The 20255-nt window shown below is 61.3% G+C and carries 14 protein-coding genes, 2 tRNA genes, 3 rRNA genes and 1 riboswitch; of the genes, 10 read left to right on the top strand and 9 right to left on the bottom strand.

Annotated elements, in window-relative coordinates; translation table 11 throughout:
- Nucleotide 1: 1 nt before the first annotated feature.
- The 9 genes from cobU to cobT all read right to left on the bottom strand — a co-directional run bounded on the left by cobU (nucleotide 2) and on the right by cobT (nucleotide 8722).
- Nucleotides 2-553: a bifunctional adenosylcobinamide kinase/adenosylcobinamide-phosphate guanylyltransferase gene (gene cobU / locus ACN9MW_RS30775; protein ID WP_426166165.1), complete on the bottom strand. Its 552-nt coding sequence runs from the start codon at nucleotides 551-553 to the stop codon at nucleotides 2-4.
- Nucleotides 550-1854 carry a cobyrinate a,c-diamide synthase gene (locus ACN9MW_RS30770; protein ID WP_426166163.1) on the bottom strand — a complete coding sequence of 435 codons (1305 nt, stop codon included), beginning with the start codon at nucleotides 1852-1854 and terminating at the stop codon, nucleotides 550-552. The genes cobU and ACN9MW_RS30770 overlap by 4 nt, the downstream gene beginning before the upstream one ends.
- Complete coding sequence (gene cobO / locus ACN9MW_RS30765; RefSeq protein WP_426166161.1) at nucleotides 1848-2450, bottom strand: cob(I)yrinic acid a,c-diamide adenosyltransferase; 603 nt, start codon at nucleotides 2448-2450, stop codon at nucleotides 1848-1850. Before cobO ends, ACN9MW_RS30770 begins: the two co-directional genes overlap by 7 nt.
- Nucleotides 2447-3217 (bottom strand): ABC transporter ATP-binding protein, encoded by a 771-nt coding sequence (locus tag ACN9MW_RS30760; RefSeq protein ID WP_426166158.1) that lies wholly within the window; start codon nucleotides 3215-3217, stop codon nucleotides 2447-2449. Before ACN9MW_RS30760 ends, cobO begins: the two co-directional genes overlap by 4 nt.
- A 1-nt stretch (nucleotide 3218) precedes the next feature.
- On the bottom strand, nucleotides 3219-4241 hold the full coding sequence (locus ACN9MW_RS30755) for a FecCD family ABC transporter permease (protein ID WP_426166155.1): 1023 nt from the start codon (nucleotides 4239-4241) through the stop codon (nucleotides 3219-3221).
- A gap of 19 nt (nucleotides 4242-4260) precedes the next feature.
- On the bottom strand, nucleotides 4261-6099 hold the full coding sequence (locus tag ACN9MW_RS30750; RefSeq protein ID WP_426166152.1) for a TonB-dependent receptor domain-containing protein: 1839 nt from the start codon (nucleotides 6097-6099) through the stop codon (nucleotides 4261-4263).
- A gap of 69 nt (nucleotides 6100-6168) precedes the next feature.
- Nucleotides 6169-6389: riboswitch (cobalamin riboswitch) on the bottom strand.
- Nucleotides 6384-6923 carry a histidine phosphatase family protein gene (locus ACN9MW_RS30745; protein ID WP_426166149.1) on the bottom strand — a complete coding sequence of 180 codons (540 nt, stop codon included), beginning with the start codon at nucleotides 6921-6923 and terminating at the stop codon, nucleotides 6384-6386. Its footprint overlaps the riboswitch before it by 6 nt.
- A complete protein-coding gene (locus ACN9MW_RS30740; RefSeq protein ID WP_426166147.1) occupies nucleotides 6914-7681 on the bottom strand; it encodes an adenosylcobinamide-GDP ribazoletransferase in 768 nt (255 codons plus the stop codon). The genes ACN9MW_RS30745 and ACN9MW_RS30740 overlap by 10 nt, the downstream gene beginning before the upstream one ends.
- Before the next feature lie 6 nt (nucleotides 7682-7687).
- Nucleotides 7688-8722, bottom strand: coding sequence for a nicotinate-nucleotide--dimethylbenzimidazole phosphoribosyltransferase (gene cobT, locus ACN9MW_RS30735; RefSeq protein ID WP_426166144.1), 1035 nt, complete (start codon nucleotides 8720-8722; stop codon nucleotides 7688-7690).
- A 20-nt stretch (nucleotides 8723-8742) separates the two neighbouring features.
- Between cobT and ACN9MW_RS30730 the strand changes: the two genes are divergently transcribed.
- The 10 genes from ACN9MW_RS30730 to ACN9MW_RS30685 all read left to right on the top strand — a co-directional run bounded on the left by ACN9MW_RS30730 (nucleotide 8743) and on the right by ACN9MW_RS30685 (nucleotide 20230).
- Complete coding sequence (locus ACN9MW_RS30730) at nucleotides 8743-9432, top strand: response regulator transcription factor (RefSeq protein WP_426166141.1); 690 nt, start codon at nucleotides 8743-8745, stop codon at nucleotides 9430-9432.
- Nucleotides 9419-10663 carry a sensor histidine kinase gene (locus ACN9MW_RS30725; RefSeq protein WP_426166138.1) on the top strand — a complete coding sequence of 415 codons (1245 nt, stop codon included), beginning with the start codon at nucleotides 9419-9421 and terminating at the stop codon, nucleotides 10661-10663. Before ACN9MW_RS30730 ends, ACN9MW_RS30725 begins: the two co-directional genes overlap by 14 nt.
- A 46-nt stretch (nucleotides 10664-10709) precedes the next feature.
- A complete protein-coding gene (locus tag ACN9MW_RS30720) occupies nucleotides 10710-12335 on the top strand; it encodes a phosphoethanolamine transferase (RefSeq protein ID WP_426166135.1) in 1626 nt (541 codons plus the stop codon).
- Nucleotides 12325-13050, top strand: coding sequence for a phosphatase PAP2 family protein (locus ACN9MW_RS30715; protein ID WP_426166133.1), 726 nt, complete (start codon nucleotides 12325-12327; stop codon nucleotides 13048-13050). Before ACN9MW_RS30720 ends, ACN9MW_RS30715 begins: the two co-directional genes overlap by 11 nt.
- Nucleotides 13051-13331: 281 nt before the next feature.
- Nucleotides 13332-14862, top strand: a 16S ribosomal RNA gene (locus ACN9MW_RS30710).
- 67 nt (nucleotides 14863-14929) lie between these two features.
- A tRNA-Ile gene (locus tag ACN9MW_RS30705) sits at nucleotides 14930-15006 on the top strand.
- Between the two features lie 7 nt (nucleotides 15007-15013).
- Nucleotides 15014-15089: transfer RNA gene (locus ACN9MW_RS30700), tRNA-Ala, on the top strand.
- Nucleotides 15090-15267: 178 nt separating this feature from the next.
- Nucleotides 15268-18139, top strand: a 23S ribosomal RNA gene (locus ACN9MW_RS30695).
- 83 nt (nucleotides 18140-18222) lie between these two features.
- Nucleotides 18223-18335: ribosomal RNA gene (rrf, locus tag ACN9MW_RS30690) — 5S ribosomal RNA — on the top strand.
- The 16S, 23S and 5S rRNA genes sit together here with 2 tRNA genes alongside, the layout of an rRNA operon.
- Before the next feature lie 179 nt (nucleotides 18336-18514).
- Entirely contained in the window at nucleotides 18515-20230 is a 1716-nt protein-coding gene (locus ACN9MW_RS30685; RefSeq protein WP_426166130.1) for a M4 family metallopeptidase, read from the top strand.
- The last annotated feature ends 25 nt before the right edge of the window (nucleotides 20231-20255 follow it).

Genomic DNA, 20255 nt, shown 5'->3' with positions numbered 1-20255 from the left:
ATCAGGCGCCTTTCAGCATCAGCGGCAGGCCCGCCGCGACAAAGACGACCCGGTCGCAGACGGCGGCAACCGACTGGTTCAGGCGGCCGGCTTCGTCGGCATAGCTGCGCGAGACGGCGCCCCAGGGCACGATGCCCATGCCGACTTCATTCGACACCAGCACGACCTCGCCGCGCTCGACCGCCAACTCGCCGAGCAGGGCCGCGCGCTGTTCGTGGAAGCACGCCGGAAGCTCGATCGTGCCGACTTCCGGGTATTGCGTGCCGTCGCTGAACATCAGATTGGACAGCCATAACGTCAGGCAATCGACCAGCACCAGGCGGTGCGCCGCCCGCCATTCGGCCAATGCGGCAGCAAGTGCGACCGGCTCTTCGACGGTGCGCCAGTGTTGGGGCCGCTGCGCGCGATGTTGGGCGATACGGGCCGACATTTCGGCATCGCCCGCTGCGGCTGTGGCAATGTAGACCACCTCCTTGCCGGAAGCCGCCGCAAGCTGCTCGGCGTGGACGCTCTTGCCGGAACGGGCGCCGCCAAAGACCAGTGTGCGTGTCATGCAGCGCTCCGCAAGAATAGGGCCGCCACCGCGGCCGGGTTGGACGGGAAATAGCCGTGAAAGTAGGACGCTTGCAGCGAACCCACGCGGTAAACGGCTTCGCCCGCGGCGCCGCCTGGATGCTTTTGCGTCGTCGCGGCGGCGGGCACCGAGGTCTCCAGGCGCGAGTAATGGAAGGTATGGCCGCGCAGCGAGCCCTGCGCGGTAGGCATCGCTTGCGCTCCCAGGCCGGCAAGGCGGGCCTGCATGGCGACCTTGCCGGGCAACAGGCCGGCCATCGGCCACTCCTTGCCTTCCTTGTCCTGCAGCGAGTCTGCGAGCCCCATCATGCCGCCGCACTCGGCGACGATGGGCAGGCCGTCGGCATGCGCGGCGCGCAGCGATGCCTGCCAGCGCTGTCCGGCGGAGAGCGCTGCGGCGTGCAGTTCGGGATAGCCGCCAGGCAGGTAAACGGCCGTGGCTTCGCGCGGCACCGGCTCGTCGGCCAGCGGCGAAAAGTAGTCGAGCTGCGCGCCGAGCGCTTCCAGCGTCGACAGGTTGGCCGGGTAGAGGAACATGAAGGCCGCGTCGCGTGCGATGGCAATGCGGGAGCCTTCAAGAGGCCGTCCTGGCGCGCCGTTGCCGGCAGCAGCGTCGGCGCCAGCCGCAATGGAAATGATTGGCAAGGCGTCCCAGGCTGCGAGATCGAGCGTCAGCTGGTCCGCCAGCGTGTCGAGCAATGCATCGAGGCCGGCGACTTCGTCCGGCAATACAAGACCCAGATGCCGCTCGGGCAGCGATGCGGCCTGCTTGGGCAGGGTGCCCAGCAGAGGGATGTCGCGCAGGGAGGCCGCGACCATGGCCGCATGTCCAGCGCTGGCGATGCGGTTCGCCACCACGCCAGCCATGGCCACCGGCCCATAATCGCGCAAGCCGTGCACCAACGCCCCGGCTGTTTGCGCCATGGCCCCGGCATCGATCACGGCCAATACCGGCAAGCCGAATTCGCGCGACAGGTCGGCGGCGGAAGGCGTGCCATCGTAAAGGCCCATTACACCTTCGACCAGGATCGCATCGGCCTGCTCCGCCGCCTCGGCCAGCAGGGCGCGGCAGCGTTCAGCGCCCACCATCCACAGGTCGAGCGATTCGACCGGCGAGCCGCAAGCGCGCGCCAGCACCATCGGGTCGATGAAATCCGGTCCGCACTTGAAGACCCGCACGCGGCGCCCGGCGCTCGCCAGCTTGCGCGCCAGCGCTGCCGTGACAGTGGTCTTGCCCTGGCCGGATGCGGCGGCTGCAATGAGGACGGCGCGGGCTACCATTCCGTGCCCGGCTGCGCTGCGATGCCGGCCTTGAACGCGTGCTTGACCACGGTCATTTCAGTGACGGTATCCGCGACGTCGATCAGTTCCTGCGGCGCGGCGCGGCCGGTAACCACCGCATGCTGCATCTCCGGACGATCCAGCAGGTCGGCAATCACGTCGTGCACGTCCAGGTAGCGGTACTTCAGGGCGATGTTCAGTTCATCCAGCACCACCATGCCGTAGGATGGATCGCGCAGGAAGGCGCGCGCCTGCTGCCAGGCCTGCTGCGCCTTTTCAATATCGCGCTCGCGGTTCTGCGTTTCCCAGGTATAGCCTTCGCCCATGGCGTGGAAGCTGCACTCTTCAGGAAAACGGCGCAGGAACTGTTCTTCGCCGGTCGACATGGCGCCCTTGATGAACTGCACCACGCCCACTTTCATGCCGTGCCCCATGGCACGCATCGCCATGCCGAAGCCGCTCGAGCTCTTGCCCTTGCCATTGCCGGTGTTGACGATCAGGACGCCGATGTTCTTGTCGGCTGCCGCGATCTTGGCGTCGATAATGGCCTTCTTGCGCGCCATGCGGTCGCGGTGGCGGTCGTTGATATCGCTCATTGGGGGCTCCCGGGAATGAAGATGGTGCGTTCGCCGTGGCGGACGGTTTCGATTGGATGGTCGAGGTATTCGCTGAGGACAGCGGGCTGCATCACTTCCTCGACCGGGCCCGCCAGCCAGCGCCCGTCGCCCATCAGCAGCAGTGCGTGGGAAGAGACGCTGTGCGCCAGCGTCAGGTCATGGCCAACCATCACCACGGTCTTGCGCTGCTCCCGGCAAAGCCTGGACAGCAGCGACATCACGCTGACCTGGTGCGCAAGGTCCAGCGCGTTGGCCGGTTCGTCGAGCAGCAGCAGCGGCGTATCCTGCGCCAGCATGGCGGCGATGGCCACGCGCTGGCGCTCACCGCCGGACAGCGTGCGCACGTCGCGTGCCGCCAGGTGGTCGACTTCCATTGCGGCCAGGGCGGCAATGGCGGCCTGGTGGTCGTCGCTGTTTTCCCAATACCGGTTGTCGTGGTAGGGATGGCGCGCCGACAGCACGGTTTCGATCACGGAGTACGAGAAGGCATCGCTGCGGGCCTGCGCCAGGAAGGCGCGCTTGAGCGCCAGTTCCTGCAGCGGCCATTCGCCAAGTGCGCGGCGGTCGATACTGACATGGCCGGCTTCCGGCTGGCGCAGTCCGGCCAGGGTGCGCAGCAGGGTGCTCTTGCCGGCGCCGTTGCGGCCGATCACGCTCCAGCATTCGCCGTCGCCGACCTGCCAGTCCAGCCTGTCGACCAGGGTGCGCTTGCCCATGGCAAGGCGTAGTTGATGGGTGCCGATCATCTTATTTCCTCAGCCGGTGCAGTTGGTACAGGAAGACCGGCGTGCCCACCAGCGCAGTGACCACGCCCGCAGGCAGTTGCTGCGGCGCGATGATGGTACGCGCCACAGTATCGGCCAGCACCAGGTAGGCGCCGCCGACCAGCGCGGCGCTTGGCACCAGCAGGCGATGGTCGGGGCCGAAGGCGAACCGGCAAGCGTGCGGCACGATCAGGCCGACGAAGCCGATGCTGCCCGCCGTTGTTACAGCACTGGCGGTCAGCAGGCCGGAACAGAAGAACAGGCCCTTGCGCAGCGCGCTCACGCGGATGCCCAGGGTGGCTGCCGCTTCCGCATGCAGCGCCATCACGTTCAGCGAACGTGCAGCGCGCAGGGCGAACGCCATCCCGCCGGCCAGCACAATCCACGGCAGCCAGCGGATCGGGGAACCGGACAGGTCGCCGATCAGCCAGAAAACCATGGTGCGCAGGCGGCTTTCCGGCGCAATCGACAGCATCAGGGTGACCAGGGCGATGCAGCCCGAAGACAGGATCACCCCGGTCAATAGCAGCAGGGCAGTGCCGCCTTCCGCGGCGGTGCCGCCGCGCAGGTCGCGCCGCGCCAGGAAGTACAGCATCATCGATACCACGACCGCGCCGGCGAAGGAGGCGGCATCCACCATCCACGCCGCGCACATGAACAGTAATGCCGCCAGTGCCCCCACCGATGCGCCGGACGAAATGCCCAGCACATAAGGATCGGCCAGCGGATTGCGCAGCAAGGCCTGCATCATCACGCCGGCCAGCGACAGGGAGGCGCCGGTCACGAAAGCCGTCGCCGCGCGTTCGGCGCGCAGGCCTAGCAGGTGGCCGGGCAATGAGGCAGGCTGCCCGCTGATGAACTCCCGCAGCGCGCCAGGCATGTCGGCCAGCGGAATGCTGACCGAACCGATCATGCCGGCGGCAACCAGGCTGGCCAGCGATAACAGCACCAGCAGGATGATGACGGTGACGGCGCGCATGCGCAGGTTGGCGGAAAGTGGATGCATAGCGGGCAGCTTATCTCATTTATTTGTAGCTGAAGCGCAGGCCAGCATACACGGTGGAACCGGCGGTGGCGTAATTGCGCGCCAGTTCATAGTGTTTGCCGGCCACGTTGTTCCAGCGCAGGGTGGCAGTCCAGGAACGGTCGAATTCCCAGGCCGCATACAGGTTCAGCAAGCCGTAGCCGCCCAGGCGGTTGCGGTTGGCCGTATCGTCGAAACGGTAGCCGGAAAGCTGCCACTCGGCGCCGGTACTCAGGCTGCCCGCAGTATATTCCAGCGCTAGGTTGCCGTGGCGCTTGGCGCGGCGCACCAGCAGCTTGCCGCTGACGTCGTCCTGCGGGTTCTGCAGGTCGGCGCTCGCGGACAGCGTGAAATTGCTGCCCAGCTGCTGGCGTGCCGACAGGGAGATGCCTTCCAGCGTGGCCTGGTTGACGTTGTAGGCGCAGCCAAAGCGGAAGCCGGGCAGCGGACAAGGGGCGATGTTCACCAGCAGGTCGGTCAGCTTGTTGCGGTATGCCACGGCGCCCAGCGCTGTGCCGCCCTGTTCGAAGTGGACGCCTATTTCGCGGTTGCGGCCTTCTTCCGGGCGATTGGCCGGCAGGCCGTAGCCGGGGTAGTACAGCTCATTGAACGTCGGCGCGCGGAAGCTGGTGCCGTAGCTGGCGTTGACGCGCAGGCCCGGCGTGATGCGGTAGCCGTAGCCCAGCGAGCCGGTACTCTTCGAACCATACGGCGAGCTGTCGTCGTTTCGGGCTGCGGCGGCCAGCAGGTGGTCGCCGCGCTTCATGTTGTAGCTGGCGGCCCAGGAAGTGGTGCTGCGCTCACGCACCAGGGCGGCGGTGTTGGATTCGATTTCTTCCTTGCGGTGTTCGGCCAGCAGCTGCAGGCTGTCGGTGCCCAGCGCGATATCGTTCTGCCAACTGAACTGGGTCTGCTTGGTATCGATCTGGCTGGCGGTGGCGGCAAAGCTGCCGGACTTGTCGCGCGATTGCGCGGCTTGCGTCGTCATCTGCCAGGCGTCGCTCAGGCGGTTGCGCGAGTAAAGCGCGGCGGTGTCGAGCTTCTGCGTGCTCCAGGCGCGCACCTTGGTGCCGCTATCGTAATCCGCTTCCTGGTCGCTATGCAGGAACTGCACGCCCAGCTCGTGGCCGGGCGCGACCTGCCAGGCCAGTTGGCCGTTGGCGTGCTTGCGGTCGTAGCCGTCGTCATCGCTGTTGTAGCTGGAGCTGGCCGGCAGTGTGGCGGAGAAGCCGCCGGAGCGTTCCTTGCCCGCGCTGAGGGCATAGTTGAAGGCGCCGGCGCTGCCGGCAATGCCTGCGGTGCCGGATCGGGTGCCGTAAGTGCCTGCCAATACGCCAGCATCGATCGCCGGGCTGCCGTGGCCATTCTTCGTGAAGATCTGCACCACGCCGCCGATGGCATCGGCGCCGTACAGGGTGCTCAACGGGCCGTACACGACTTCGATATGGTCGACGGCGGACAGCGGAATGGCATTCCAGGCGGCCGCGCCGCTGCTGGCGGAGCCGATGCGTACGCCGTCGATCAGGACGATGACCTGGTTGCCGTTGGAGCCGCGCAGGAACACGCTGGCATTGGTGCCCGGTCCGCCGTTGCGGCTCACTTCGATGCCGCGCTGGCGCTGCAGCAGTTCGGTGATGGAGCCGGCGCCGCTGCGCGCGATTTCCTCTGGGCCGATGCTGAGCGTGTCGCTGATGATGTCGCGTGCTGCTTGCGGCGTGCGGGTGGCGGTGATCAGCACGGAATTCAGTACGGCAGCCTGGGTTTGTGCTTCGACGGCAGGTGCGGCAACGGCCAGTGCCAGCGACGCGATGGCCGCTTGCCGGGTAAGGGGAAAGGACATGACAACTTTCGTAACGAGCCGCCGGCCCACGTCCCCGTAAGCCGGCATGAACAGGAACGGGCGCAGGGCGCGTTCCCACCTGGTCTGGCCGGTATCCGGGCTGGCAAGTCTGGCGGCCTGGCCTTCCCATGCTTGCGCACAGTGGCCGGGAGGTCGCTGCCGCACATTGAAGGCGGCACTTGCTTACCGTTGCGGGGGCAGCACACGTTGGCTGTCAGGGACAGCGCCGTGTTTCCCGTTTAACTGCATTCGAGAATTCGATTGCGGGCACCAAAACCCCGCCATTATACGGACTTGGCTGGCCAGGACAAGCGAAGGATCCCGCAATACTTGATGTGGTTTGGCTTGGCGGCCGCCTGCTGCAAGGGCTCACCGGCGGCGATGGCCGCCATCAGGCGCATGGTGCCGGCGTGGCAGACGACAATGGCGTCGTGCTGCAACTCATCGAGGAAGGACTGCACGCGGCGCGCCACCTCGCGCACGGTTTCTCCGCCGCCAGGGCGGTAATCGAGCAGGTCGGCGGCCCAGGCATCGACCTCGGCGCGCGCGACGTCGGGCCAGCTGCGCAGCTCCCAGGCGCCGAAATCCATTTCCACCAGGCGCGGGTCGGACGTGAAGGCGCCCAGCAGGGAGGCCAGGGCCGTGCAGCGCCGCAGGGGGCTGGAGTACAGGCGGTAGCCGCGGGCGAGGGCGCTGGCCAGTTGCGGCGCCAGGGCGGCGTGGCCGGCGGCCAGGGCGTCCGCTGCTGCCGGAATGTCGCTGCTGCCGTAGCACAGGCCGGGCGCGACATCGGGCTGCGGATGGCGGACGAGGATCAGTTCCACATGCAGGCCAGTGCCGCGACGTAGAACACGGCTTCGGTCAATTGCTGGACAGCGCCAAGGCAGTCGCCAGTATAGCCGCCCAGGCGTTGCCGGAACTTGCGCGCCAGCCAGAGCGTCGCCAGCAGCATGCCGGCCAGGCCGGCGCCCAATGCAGCCGGCGGCAGCCAGCCCACGACCAGCGCGCCCGCCGCGGGCAGCGCGGCCGTCAGCGTCGCGATGGCGAACTCGCCGCCGCGCATTTCCTGCGCCAGCGGCTTGGCCTTGCCCTCCGCGCGCGCATACTCCATGCGCCAGATCAGCGAACAGGCCATGAGGCGCGACAGCGGATGGGCCGCCAGCAGGGCACCAAGCACCGCCAGCTTCGGCATGCTGGCCAGCGCCGCCACCTTGGTTGCCAGCATCAGGCCGATGCCGATGGCTCCATACGCGCCGATGCGCGAATCCTTCATGATCTCCAGCACGCGCTCGCGCGTGTGACCGCCGCCCAGGCCATCGCAGCTATCGGCAAAACCGTCCTCGTGGAAGGCTCCGGTGGCATAGATGCCGGCGGCCGTGGAAAGCAGCACGGCAAGCAGCGGCGGCAGCACCAGCGCCGCCGCCGCGTACACTCCGCCCGCAATCGCCGCCACCACCAGTCCCACGGCAGGGAAGTAGCGCGAGGCATGGTGCAGCCAGGCCGGCTCGAAACCGACCCAGCGAGGAATAGGCAGGCGCGTGAAGAATTGCAGTGCGATGAAGAACAGGCGCAACTGCTGCATGGGCGCTTACTCGGACTTCTCGCTGACCTGGGCCGACTCGAAAGTCGCCATCTGGTTCAGGAAGTTGACGGCGGCATGCAGCAGCGGCACGGCCAGCGCGGCGCCTGTGCCTTCGCCCAGGCGCAAACCGAGGTTCAGCAGCGGGCGGCCGCCAAGGAAGTCCAGCATGCGCTTGTGGCCATTCTCGTCGGAGCAATGCGAGAACACGCAGTAATCCAGCACCGCCGGCTGCACGCGCGACGCGACCAGCAGGGCGCTGGTGACGATAAAGCCGTCAACCAGCAGCACCATGCGCCGTTCGGCTGCCTTCAGCATGGCGCCGACCATCATCGCAATTTCCAGGCCGCCGAAAGCAGCCAGCGCCTGCAGCCCGCCCTGCGCATCGGCGTGCAGGGCCATGGCGGCTTCGATCACGTGCTGCTTGTGCAGCACGCCTTCCGGCGCCAGGCCGGTGCCGGCACCAACGCAATCGGCGACCGGAGTGCCGGTCAGGCGATGCATCAGCGCGGCGGCGGAGGTGGTATTGCCGATCCCCATTTCGCCGAAGCCCAGCACATTGCCCGGCAGCTCGGCCACCAGGTCCATGCCGCACTCGATCGCCTCCATGCACTGCTGCACCGACATGGCCGGCTGTTGCGCAAAATTGGCGGTACCTGGGGCGATCTTGCGGTTAACCAGGCCTTCGCGCGTCCCGAAATCATGCTTGACGCCCGCATCCACCACTTTCAGCGCGCAGCCGTTCTGGCGCGCGAAGACATTGATGGCGGCGCCGCCGGCAAGGAAGTTCTCCACCATCTGCCAGGTCACATCCTGCGGGAAGGCGGAAATCCCTTCCGCCACCACCCCATGGTCGCCCGCGAACACCAGGATGGCAGGCTCGCGCAGCTGCGGGCTGGTGGTCTGCTGGATCATGCCGACCTTGTGTGCCAGCGCCTCCAGCGCTCCCAGGCTGCCCAGTGGCTTGGTCTTGTTGTTGATGGCGCTATCCAGCCGGGCCGCGAGCGCTTCGTCTTTGAGTGGGGTGATGTGTGGGATGGTCATCGCGGAATTATAATGCCCGTATGCGCATACTTATCATTGAAGACAATAAGGATATTGTCGCCAACCTGTACGGCTTCCTTGAGCCCAAGGGCTACGTACTGGATACGGCAGCCAATGGCTACGGTGGGCTGGCGCTGGCAACCGAGCATGAATACGACGCCGTGGTGCTGGACGTGATGTTGCCCGGCCTGAACGGCATGGAGCTGTGTCGCAAGCTGCGCGGCGAGCTTGGAAAGGCCACGCCGGTGTTGATGCTGACCGCGCGCGACACGCTGGAAGACAAGGTCGCAGGCTTCGAGAGCGGCGCCGACGACTACCTGGTCAAGCCTTTTTCACTGGTGGAGCTGGAAATCCGGCTGCGCGCCCTGGTGCGGCGCGCCCGCGGCGTGCAGGCAGCGGCGCCGGTGCTGCAGTTCGGCGACCTGACTTTCGATACTGTCAATTACGAGGTGCGCCGCGCCGGACGCCCGTTGGGGCTGACCCGCACCGGCTATACCATCCTCAAAAGCCTGATGAAGGAAGCACCGCGCGTCGTTACGCGGGATGCGCTGGAACATGAGGTGTGGGGCGACGAGCGTCCCGACAGCGACGCGTTGCGCACCCACATCCATGCGCTGCGCCAGGCGCTGGACAAACCTTATCCTTTTGCCATGCTGCGCACGATCCCGGGCATCGGCTACAAGCTGGTGAACGCAGATGAAGAAAACTGATTCGCTGCGCCGACGCATCGTCGGCGCCTACATGACCTTCGCGGTCGCAGTCTCCGCCGTGTTTGCCGTTATTGCCGCCCTGGCAGTGGAAGGCATCGAGGAAAAACTGGTCGACGAGCGCCTGGAAGAAGTGGCGTTATGGGCCGCCCCGCGCCATACCGGCGGCATGCCGGTGCAGATGCCGGCCGGCCTGACCTTCCACCACGGCGCCGACATCCCGCGCTCGCTGCGCGGGCTGCCGCATGGCGTGCGCGAGATCACAGTCGATGGAACCGACCTGCACGTGCTGGCCGGGAACGATGGCCATGGGGAATTCGTCGTGGTGGATCACGATAGCGAATATGAAACGATCGAGATCGTGGTCTATTCGATGTTCGCTGCAGGCTTCCTCACTTTTGTCATCTGTTCGCTGGTGCTGGCGCGCTTCCTCGCCAACCGTATTGTCACGCCGATGACGCTGCTCTCGCAGGCGGTCGAACAGCGCCAGGAAGAATTGCCCTGCCTTGAGCGCAACGACGAACTGGGCGTGCTGGCGCGCGCCTTTGCCGGCCGCACCGGAGAGCTCAAGCAATTCCTTGACCGTGAACGCTTCTTCACCGGGGACGTAAGCCACGAATTGCGCACGCCCCTGACCGTGATCAGCGGCGCGGCGGAAGTGCTGATCGCGCGTACCGAGGGCGAGCCTGGCTTGCAAGCGCCGGCCGAACGGATCTACCGCGCCGCGCGCGAAGCCAGCGACGTGGCCAGCGTGCTGCTTCGCCTGGCCCGTTCGCCGCAAGGCCTGGAAGCGCCGCCGCAGTCGGTTGCCGAGCTGGCGGAATACGAAGCCACGCGTTGCCAGCCCCTGGTGGCCGGCAAGCCGGTCACCTTGCGCTATCTGGATGGAGCCGACTTCACCGTCCACGGCTCGCGCGAGCTGCTGCAGGCCGCGATCGGAAACCTGCTGCGCAACGCATGCGCCTACACGGAGCGGGGCGAAGTCGTGCTGCGCCTGGAGCAGCGTTCGATCGTGGTGGAAGACACCGGGCCAGGCCTGCCTGCGGCAGCGCTGGCGCGCCTGCGCGGCGAATCGGGCCCGGAAGGCGATGGCGCCTCGTCCGGCACCGGCCTCGGCCTGGGGCTGGTGCAGCGCATCTGTGTGTATCTTGGCGCCGAGTTGCATGTCCAGCAACGCGAGGGCGGCGGTACCCGTTTCTCCATCGGCTTCCCAGCTGATTTAACGCAATCTTAACGCCGCCTTGACGTAGCCTTTACCTACTGCAAGCTATCGTGCGAGGATGAAATTTCCTCGCATTCATTCCGCCTTTCTTCCCCTTGCCACAGCTTCCTTCCTGGTCCTGATCTATAACATCAGCTTCTGGAAGGGCTTCGTGTCGGCTACGGGCGGGTTCCAGCTCGCCAACCTGCTGGTCTATCTTGGATCCGCGCTGCTGCTGGTGCTGGTGTTCAACGGGGTGCTGGCGCTGGTGAATTTCCGCGGCCTGTTCAAGCCTGTTGTGATCGCGCTATTGCTGCTGTCCTCATTGACGGCCTATTTCATGTCCCAGTACGGCATCGTGGTCGATGCCTCCATGGTGCAGAACGTGGTGGAAACCGATGTGCGCGAAGCCGGCGAATTGTTTAGCTGGAAACTGGTGCAATCGGTGCTGCTGCTGGGCGTGATCCCGTCGTGGCTGATCTGGCGGCTGCCGGTGCGCTATGGTTCCCTGCGTCGCGAGGTGCTGGTCAATACTGGGCTGGTGGCCGGTTCGCTGCTGCTTGCTGCCGGCTTGTTGATCGTGCTGTTCAAAACCCTGGCGCCGGCCATTCGCGAACACCGCGAACTGCGCTTCATGCTGACGCCTACCAATGTGTTCCAGGCTACGAACAGCTACCTCAAACGCAAATGGGCGACGGCGACCGTGATTGCGCCCCTCGGCACGGATGCCGCCAGAGGCAGCTTGTGGGCCGCGGCGGGCACCAGCCAGCGTACGGTGACCATCATCGTGGTCGGCGAGACTGCGCGCGCCATGAATTTTTCCTTGAACGGCTATGGGCGCGAAACCAACCCGCGCCTGGCGCAAGTGCAGTCGCTGGTCAACTTCACGAATGTGAGCTCGTGCGGTACTGCCACGGCGGTCTCGGTCCCCTGTGTGTTTTCCGACCTCACGCGCGAGGATTATTCGGAAGACAAGGCGCGCAGCAAGGAAGGCCTGCTGGACGTGCTGCAGCACGCCGGGCTCGAGGTGATCTGGCGCGACAATAATTCCGGTTGCAAGGGAGTGTGCGACCGTGTGCGCTTTGAAGACATGTCCAAGCCTGTCGCCGGCAATGCGCTGTGCAATTCCGAAGAGTGCTACGACGAACACCTGCTCGAAGGACTGCCGGAGCTGATCCGCGACGCCAGGAGGGACCTGGTCATCGTGCTGCACCAGAAGGGTAGCCATGGCCCTGCGTACTGGAAGCGCTACCCGCCCGAATTCAAGAAGTTCGGCCCGGTATGCCAGACCAATGAACTGGAGCAGTGCACACGCGAACAAATCACGGCAGCCTACGACAACACCATCCTGTACACCGATTACTTCCTCGACAAGACCATCAAGGTGCTGAAAGAGTCGGGGGTGCCGGCTTCCATGCTGTATTTCTCCGACCATGGCGAATCGCTGGGTGAGAAGAATATGTACCTGCATGGTGCTCCGTACATCTTTTCGCCGGAGGAACAGCGCAAGGTGCCGATGATGCTGTGGCTGTCGGACGGTTTCAGCCAGCGCTTCCACCTTGACCGCAACTGCCTGGCCGCGCGCAGCAGCCAGCCGTTCTCGCACGATAACGTATTCCATTCCACGCTCGGCATGCTGAATGTGAATACCGCTGTTTACAACCCCAAGTTAGACATGTTCCATGCGTGTATCAATGATGCTTAAGAAATCCTGGGGATTGCTGGCGCTGGCAGCGTCGGCCGTCCTGATCCTGCTGCTCGGCCAGTTCACGGACGTTGACTTGCGCCTGGCAGACCTGGTGTACGACCGCGCGCGTGGTGTCTTCCCTTTGCAGCACACCTGGTTTACCGAGCAATTCAACCATGTCATCCTCAAGGCCCTGCTGTCATGCATGGCCGGCGGCGCCGTGGTGCTGGCACTGTGGGACATCTGGCGTCCGCAGCTGCATTGGGTTCCTGCACAGCGCCTGGGCGTAAGGGTTCTAGGCATGTCGGCCATCAGTGTACCGGTCGTGGTGAGCCTGCTGAAGCGCGCCAGCACCTCGCACTGCCCGTGGGACCTGGAACGCTATGGCGGCCACGCGCCTTATATCCGCTTGCTCGAACTGATGCCGGCCGGTGTCGAAGCGGGCCACTGCCTGCCGGGCGGGCACGCGTCCAGCGCCTTGTGGCTGATTGCATTGTCGGCCTTCTGGTGGCCGGATCAGCCGCGCAAGGCCTTTGGCGTCGGCGCCTTGACGATGGCCTTTGCATTAGGGGTCGGCTTTGTGCAGCAACTGCGCGGTGCCCACTTCCTTACGCATACATTGTGGTCGGCCTGGATCGCTTGCGCAGTCGTGATGGCGAACTATTTACTTGCAAAACACCAGGCGTTTGGTTATAGTTCTGTCCCTCGCAACGCAGCGCTGACAAATCAGTAAAGCGAAACGAGAAAAAGAAGGGGTTGACGAGTTGCACGCTGTACCGCATAATCTCGCTTCTCTGCTGCTGACGAACACAACGCTTCGTCGAACAAACAGGCAGCGATCTTTAAAAATCAACAGTCGATAAGTGTGGGCGTTTGACGATATGCCCGGGCCTTCGGGCTCGATGCTCAAAATATACGTTATAACGCTCGCACAAAATAAACGTAAATCTCGAAAGAGATTTCGTCAGTATTTTGAGTGAGTGACCTCGGTAGCAATACCGAAAAACAGAGATTGAACTGAAGAGTTTGATCCTGGCTCAGATTGAACGCTGGCGGCATGCTTTACACATGCAAGTCGAACGGCAGCGCGGGCTTCGGCCTGGCGGCGAGTGGCGAACGGGTGAGTAATATATCGGAACGTACCCAAGAGTGGGGGATAACGTAGCGAAAGTTACGCTAATACCGCATACGATCTAAGGATGAAAGCAGGGGACCGCAAGGCCTTGTGCTCCTGGAGCGGCCGATATCTGATTAGCTAGTTGGTGAGGTAAAGGCTCACCAAGGCAACGATCAGTAGCTGGTCTGAGAGGACGACCAGCCACACTGGAACTGAGACACGGTCCAGACTCCTACGGGAGGCAGCAGTGGGGAATTTTGGACAATGGGGGCAACCCTGATCCAGCAATGCCGCGTGAGTGAAGAAGGCCTTCGGGTTGTAAAGCTCTTTTGTCAGGGAAGAAAAGGTCGTGGCTAATATCCACGACTGCTGACGGTACCTGAAGAATAAGCACCGGCTAACTACGTGCCAGCAGCCGCGGTAATACGTAGGGTGCAAGCGTTAATCGGAATTACTGGGCGTAAAGCGTGCGCAGGCGGTTTCGTAAGTCTGTCGTGAAATCCCCGGGCTTAACCTGGGAATGGCGATGGAGACTGCGAGGCTAGAGTTTGGCAGAGGGGGGTAGAATTCCACGTGTAGCAGTGAAATGCGTAGAGATGTGGAGGAACACCGATGGCGAAGGCAGCCCCCTGGGTCAAAACTGACGCTCATGCACGAAAGCGTGGGGAGCAAACAGGATTAGATACCCTGGTAGTCCACGCCCTAAACGATGTCTACTAGTTGTTGGGTCTTAATTGACTTAGTAACGCAGCTAACGCGTGAAGTAGACCGCCTGGGGAGTACGGTCGCAAGATTAAAACTCAAAGGAATTGACGGGGACCCGCACAAGCGGTGGATGATGTGGATTAATTCGATGCAACGCGAAAAACCTTACCTACCCTTGACATGGCAGGAATCCTGGAGAGATCTGGGAGTGCTCGAAAGAGAACCTGCACACAGGTGCTGCATGGCTGTCGTCAGCTCGTGTCGTGAGATGTTGGGTTAAGTCCCGCAACGAGCGCAACCCTTGTCATTAGTTGCTACGCAAGAGCACTCTAATGAGACTGCCGGTGACAAACCGGAGGAAGGTGGGGATGACGTCAAGTCCTCATGGCCCTTATGGGTAGGGCTTCACACGTCATACAATGGTACATACAGAGGGCCGCCAACCCGCGAGGGGGAGCTAATCCCAGAAAGTGTATCGTAGTCCGGATTGTAGTCTGCAACTCGACTACATGAAGTTGGAATCGCTAGTAATCGCGGATCAGCATGTCGCGGTGAATACGTTCCCGGGTCTTGTACACACCGCCCGTCACACCATGGGAGCGGGTTTTACCAGAAGTAGGTAGCTTAACCGTAAGGAGGGCGCTTACCACGGTAGGATTCGTGACTGGGGTGAAGTCGTAACAAGGTAGCCGTATCGGAAGGTGCGGCTGGATCACCTCCTTTCTAGAGTCGGCATCAGACTCAAACGTTCACACTTATCGACTGTTGTAATACGAAGAACAGCAATGTTGGGGCTGTAGCTCAGCTGGTTAGAGCACCGTGTTGATAACGCGGGGGTCGTTGGTTCGAGCCCAACCAGCCCTACCAAACCAATGGGGGATTAGCTCAGCTGGGAGAGCACCTGCTTTGCAAGCAGGGGGTCGTCGGTTCGATCCCGTCATCCTCCACCAAGTTTTCAAACGTAAGCGTAGCCGCTTAGGTTTGAACGCTTAAATGTTCATCGTTCTTTAACAATCTGGAAGAAGTAAAAGTTTTATTAAGCGATATCGAAAGATATTACTTAGGGTAGTAGTAAAACTCATCAAACACAGTAGTAAGTGCTTGAACCTGTAGCCGTCAAGGTTATAGGGACAAGTGAATAAGTGCACATGGCGGATGCCTTGGCGATTACAGGCGATGAAGGACGTAGAAGTCTGCGATAAGCTTCGGGGAGCTGACAAACAAGCTTTGATCCGAAGATTTCCGAATGGGGAAACCCGGCCTTATAGGTCATCACTCACTGAATACATAGGTGTGTGAAGCGAACGCGGCGAACTGAAACATCTAAGTAGCTGCAGGAAAAGAAATCAACCGAGATTCCCAAAGTAGTGGCGAGCGAAATGGGAAGAGCCTGTACGTGATAGTCGTTTGGATAATGGAACAGATTGGAAACTCTGGCCATAGCGGGTGATAGCCCCGTACATGAAATCCAGGCGGTGGTACTAAGCGTACGACAAGTAGGGCGGGACACGAGAAATCCTGTCTGAACATGGGGGGACCATCCTCCAAGGCTAAATACTCGTAATCGACCGATAGTGAACCAGTACCGTGAGGGAAAGGCGAAAAGAACCCCGGGAGGGGAGTGAAATAGATCCTGAAACCGTGTGCATACAAACAGTCGGAGCCTCGTAAGGGGTGACGGCGTACCTTTTGTATAATGGGTCAGCGACTTACATTCAGTGGCGAGGTTAACCAGATAGGGGAGCCGTAGAGAAATCGAGTCCGAACAGGGCGCCAGTCGCTGGGTGTAGACCCGAAACCAAGTGATCTATCCATGGCCAGGTTGAAGGTGCGGTAACACGCACTGGAGGACCGAACCCACTAATGTTGAAAAATTAGGGGATGAGCTGTGGATAGGGGTGAAAGGCTAAACAAACTTGGAAATAGCTGGTTCTCTCCGAAAACTATTTAGGTAGTGCCTCAAGTATCACCGACGGGGGTAGAGCACTGTTATGGCTAGGGGGTCATCGCGACTTACCAAACCATTGCAAACTCCGAATACCGTTGAGTGCGAGCTTGGGAGACAGACATCGGGTGCTAACGTCCGGTGTCAAGAGGGAAACAACCCAGACCGCCAGCTAAGGTCCCAAAGATTGGCTAAGTGGAAAACGAAGTGGGAAGGCTAAAACAGTCAGGATGTTGGCTTAGAAGCAGCCATCATTTAAAGAAAGCGTAATAGCTCACTGATCGAGTCGTCCTGCGCGGAAGATGTAACGGGGCTAAGCCAGTCACCGAAGCTGCGGATATCCGCAAGGATATGGTAGGAGAGCGTTCTGTAAGCCTGCGAAGGTGTCTTGTAAAGGATGCTGGAGGTATCAGAAGTGCGAATGCTGACATGAGTAGCGATAATGCGGGTGAAAAGCCCGCACGCCGTAAGCCCAAGGTTTCCTGTTCAACGTTCATCGGAGCAGGGTGAGTCGGCCCCTAAGGCGAGGCAGAGATGCGTAGCTGATGGGAAGCAGGTTAATATTCCTGCACCGTCGTATGATGCGATGGGGGGACGGATCGCGGAAGGTTGTCTGCCTGTTGGAATAGGCAGTTCCTGGTTCATAGAAGGCGCTTAGGCAAATCCGGGCGCGTAATTCAAGGGACTGGGACGAGCGAGCTTGCTCGCGAAGCAATCGGAAGTGGTTCCAAGAAAAGCCTCTAAGCTTCAGTCATACGAGACCGTACCGCAAACCGACACAGGTGGGCGAGATGAGTATTCTAAGGCGCTTGAGAGAACTCGGGAGAAGGAACTCGGCAAATTGGTACCGTAACTTCGGGATAAGGTACGCCTCGGTAGCTTGACCACTTTACTGTGGAAGGGCGAAAAGGTTGCAATAAACTGGTGGCTGCGACTGTTTAATAAAAACACAGCACTCTGCAAACACGAAAGTGGACGTATAGGGTGTGACGCCTGCCCGGTGCTGGAAGATTAAATGATGGGGTGCAAGCTCTTGATTGAAGTCCCAGTAAACGGCGGCCGTAACTATAACGGTCCTAAGGTAGCGAAATTCCTTGTCGGGTAAGTTCCGACCTGCACGAATGGCGTAACGATGGCCACACTGTCTCCTCCCGAGACTCAGCGAAGTTGAAGTGTTTGTGATGATGCAATCTACCCGCGGCTAGACGGAAAGACCCCATGAACCTTTACTGTAGCTTTGCATTGGACTTTGAACCAATCTGTGTAGGATAGGTGGGAGGCTTTGAAGTAGGGACGCCAGTTCCTATGGAGCCATCCTTGAAATACCACCCTGGTTTGTTTGAGGTTCTAACCTTGGTCCGTGATCCGGATCGGGGACAGTGCATGGTAGGCAGTTTGACTGGGGCGGTCTCCTCCCAAACGGTAACGGAGGAGTTCGAAGGTACGCTAGGTACGGTCGGACATCGTGCTAATAGTGCAATGGCATAAGCGTGCTTAACTGCGAGACCGACAAGTCGAGCAGGTACGAAAGTAGGACATAGTGATCCGGTGGTTCTGTATGGAAGGGCCATCGCTCAACGGATAAAAGGTACTCTGGGGATAACAGGCTGATTCCTCCCAAGAGTTCATATCGACGGGGGAGTTTGGCACCTCGATGTCGGCTCATCACATCCTGGGGCTGTAGCCGGTCCCAAGGGTATGGCTGTTCGCCATTTAAAGTGGTACGTGAGCTGGGTTTAAAACGTCGTGAGACAGTTTGGTCCCTATCTGCCGTGGGCGTTGGAAATTTGAAGGGGGCTGCTCCTAGTACGAGAGGACCGGAGTGGACGAACCTCTGGTGTACCGGTTGTCACGCCAGTGGCATTGCCGGGTAGCTAAGTTCGGAAGAGATAACCGCTGAAAGCATCTAAGCGGGAAACTTGCCTTAAGATGAGATTTCCCGGAGCCTTGAGCTCCTTGAAGGGTCGTTCGAGACCAGGACGTTGATAGGTCAGGTGTGGAAGTGCAGTAATGCATTAAGCTAACTGATACTAATTGCCCGTACGGCTTGTCCCTATAACCTTGACGGTTATGTAGCACTTACAGTGTTTGAGAACACTACCCCACTTTACTTCTTCCCGGATTGTTGACAAGTCATGCCTGATGACCATAGCAAGTCGGTCCCACCCCTTCCCATCCCGAACAGGACCGTGAAACGACTCTGCGCCGATGATAGTGCTGCAACCAGTGTGAAAGTAGGTTATCGTCAGGCTCTTATTAGAAGAGGCCCGCTAAGCATAAGCTAGCGGGCCTTTTTGCTTTCGAAAGTTGTATCCGAGACAAGCAACAAAAATATGTCTCAATTTGTAGAAATTTTGACTCAGCCTCCAGGCCCCGATAGTGTTAGATTCCCATCAACACCCTACCTCATCGGGACATTTGGAGACAAAAATGGAATTTCGCAAAAGCCTGATCGCAGCCGCGATCGCCATGGTTGCTGCACAAGCCAGCGCCGCCCCAAGCATGATGGCCAGCCCTGTTGCCTTCTCCGCCCAGGAGAAAGCACGCCTGGTCTCCACCCTGAACGGTGAGCGGGGCAAATATGGCCTGGATGCCGATCACGGCTACGCCATCGCCAGCCAGCACCCTGGCGAGCAGGGCAGGGCAATCAGCCGCATCAACCACACCTACAAGGGCGTGCGCATCTTTGAATCCGAAACCGTTGTGGTCACCGACCAGGGCGGCAATATCGTCAGCGAATCGGTCGGCGAACGCCGCCAGGGCCTGTCGGGTAAGCGTTTCGATGTAAAGCCTTCCATCAGCAGTAAAGCCGCGATCGCCAAGGCCAGCCGCAGCGTGTCGGCCTTCGGCGCGGAGATCGATCCGCCATCCGCCGAGCTGGTTATTTTCCCGCTGATGAAGACCGTGCGCGCCCCAGGCGCCGAGAACAAGGCTGAGGCTGACCTGAACGCGGTTGACGTGCAGGACGTCGTTGCCGGCTATGAGCTGGCCTATATTGTGAAGACCCGCAAGCACGGCGCCTTCCATGACACCGTCGTCAGCGCACGCGATGGCCGTATCCTCGATCAGTGGAGCGCAATGCAGAACGTGGTCGGCACCGGTCACAGTCAGTACAACGGCGACGTGCCGATCAACACCACCCTGTCCGGCGGCGTGTACAAGATGATCGACGGCAGCCGCGGCACCGGCGGTACCTTCGGCGCCATGGCGATCACCAACGCCAATCACGGCACCAGCGCCGGCGCGGTGTACACCAACGCCACCAATATCTGGGGCGACGGCAAGCAATACATTTCCGGCGGCAGTACCACCAACGCCAACGGCCAGACCGCTGCGGTGAATGCACTGTGGGGCCTGATGAATACCTACGACATGCACAAGAATGTGCTGAACTGGTCTTCGCTCGACGGTAACAATACCGCGACCTATATCGCGGTGCACGTCAACACCGCCTACGACAACGCCTACTACTCCGACAGCTGCAAGTGCATGTTCATCGGCGACGGCGGATCCTATTTCAATAACCTGGGTTCGATCGACGTGATCGGCCACGAAATGGGCCACGGCATCACCGCCGCCACCTCCAACCTGACCTACCGCGGCGAATCCGGCGGCTTGAACGAGTCCTCGTCCGACATTTCGGGCGAAGCGGTGGAAGCCTACGCCCGCGCTGGCGGCACCGGTACTTCGCTGCCTGTCCCATCGGGCAACGACTGGGTGATGGGCAAGGAAATTTCCAAGAACGGCCAGCCGCTGCGCTGGCTGTACAAGCCAAGCAAGGATGGCAAGTCGCCTGATGCGTGGAAGTCCACCATCAAGCGCCTGGATGTGCACTACAGCAGCGGCCCGAACAACCGCATGTTCTACTTCCTGGCCATGGGTTCGAGCTCCAATTCGAGCAGCGACTACTACTCCCAATACCTGACCCAGCAGCCTAAGAACATGACCGGTATCGGCATCGACAAGGCTTACCGCATCTGGTTCCGCGCGAACACCACCAAGTTCACGTCGTCGACCAACTACGCGGACGCTCGTTTGAAAGTGCTGGCAGCAGCGCAGGAACTATACGGCGCCAATAGCGCCGAAGCGAAAGCAGTCCAGCGCGCCTACGCTGCCATTAACGTGGGCGCCGACGTGGCAGAATAAGCCGCGCAGCGATGCACAGGAACCG

Origin of the sequence: Pseudoduganella sp. R-34 (assembly GCF_049904655.1) — a bacterium.
GTDB lineage: Bacteria > Pseudomonadota > Gammaproteobacteria > Burkholderiales > Burkholderiaceae_D > Rugamonas.
Note: the sequence above shows the minus strand (reverse complement) of the source record. Positions and strands in the feature narration are given on the sequence as shown.

What these genes read in the sequence shown, in the direction of transcription:
- cobU (WP_426166165.1), bottom strand. Translation starts at nt 553, where the DNA reads ATGACACGCACACTGGTCTTTGGCGGCGCCCGTTCCGGCAAGAGCGTC.
- ACN9MW_RS30770 (WP_426166163.1), bottom strand. Translation starts at nt 1,854, where the DNA reads ATGGTAGCCCGCGCCGTCCTCATTGCAGCCGCCGCATCCGGCCAGGGC.
- cobO (WP_426166161.1), bottom strand. Translation starts at nt 2,450, where the DNA reads ATGAGCGATATCAACGACCGCCACCGCGACCGCATGGCGCGCAAGAAG.
- ACN9MW_RS30760 (WP_426166158.1), bottom strand. Translation starts at nt 3,217, where the DNA reads ATGATCGGCACCCATCAACTACGCCTTGCCATGGGCAAGCGCACCCTG.
- ACN9MW_RS30755 (WP_426166155.1), bottom strand. Translation starts at nt 4,241, where the DNA reads ATGCATCCACTTTCCGCCAACCTGCGCATGCGCGCCGTCACCGTCATC.
- ACN9MW_RS30750 (WP_426166152.1), bottom strand. Translation starts at nt 6,099, where the DNA reads ATGTCCTTTCCCCTTACCCGGCAAGCGGCCATCGCGTCGCTGGCACTG.
- ACN9MW_RS30740 (WP_426166147.1), bottom strand. Translation starts at nt 7,681, where the DNA reads ATGCAGCAGTTGCGCCTGTTCTTCATCGCACTGCAATTCTTCACGCGC.
- cobT (WP_426166144.1), bottom strand. Translation starts at nt 8,722, where the DNA reads ATGACCATCCCACACATCACCCCACTCAAAGACGAAGCGCTCGCGGCC.
- ACN9MW_RS30730 (WP_426166141.1), top strand. Translation starts at nt 8,743, where the DNA reads ATGCGCATACTTATCATTGAAGACAATAAGGATATTGTCGCCAACCTG.
- ACN9MW_RS30725 (WP_426166138.1), top strand. Translation starts at nt 9,419, where the DNA reads ATGAAGAAAACTGATTCGCTGCGCCGACGCATCGTCGGCGCCTACATG.
- ACN9MW_RS30720 (WP_426166135.1), top strand. Translation starts at nt 10,710, where the DNA reads ATGAAATTTCCTCGCATTCATTCCGCCTTTCTTCCCCTTGCCACAGCT.
- ACN9MW_RS30715 (WP_426166133.1), top strand. Translation starts at nt 12,325, where the DNA reads ATGATGCTTAAGAAATCCTGGGGATTGCTGGCGCTGGCAGCGTCGGCC.
- ACN9MW_RS30685 (WP_426166130.1), top strand. Translation starts at nt 18,515, where the DNA reads ATGGAATTTCGCAAAAGCCTGATCGCAGCCGCGATCGCCATGGTTGCT.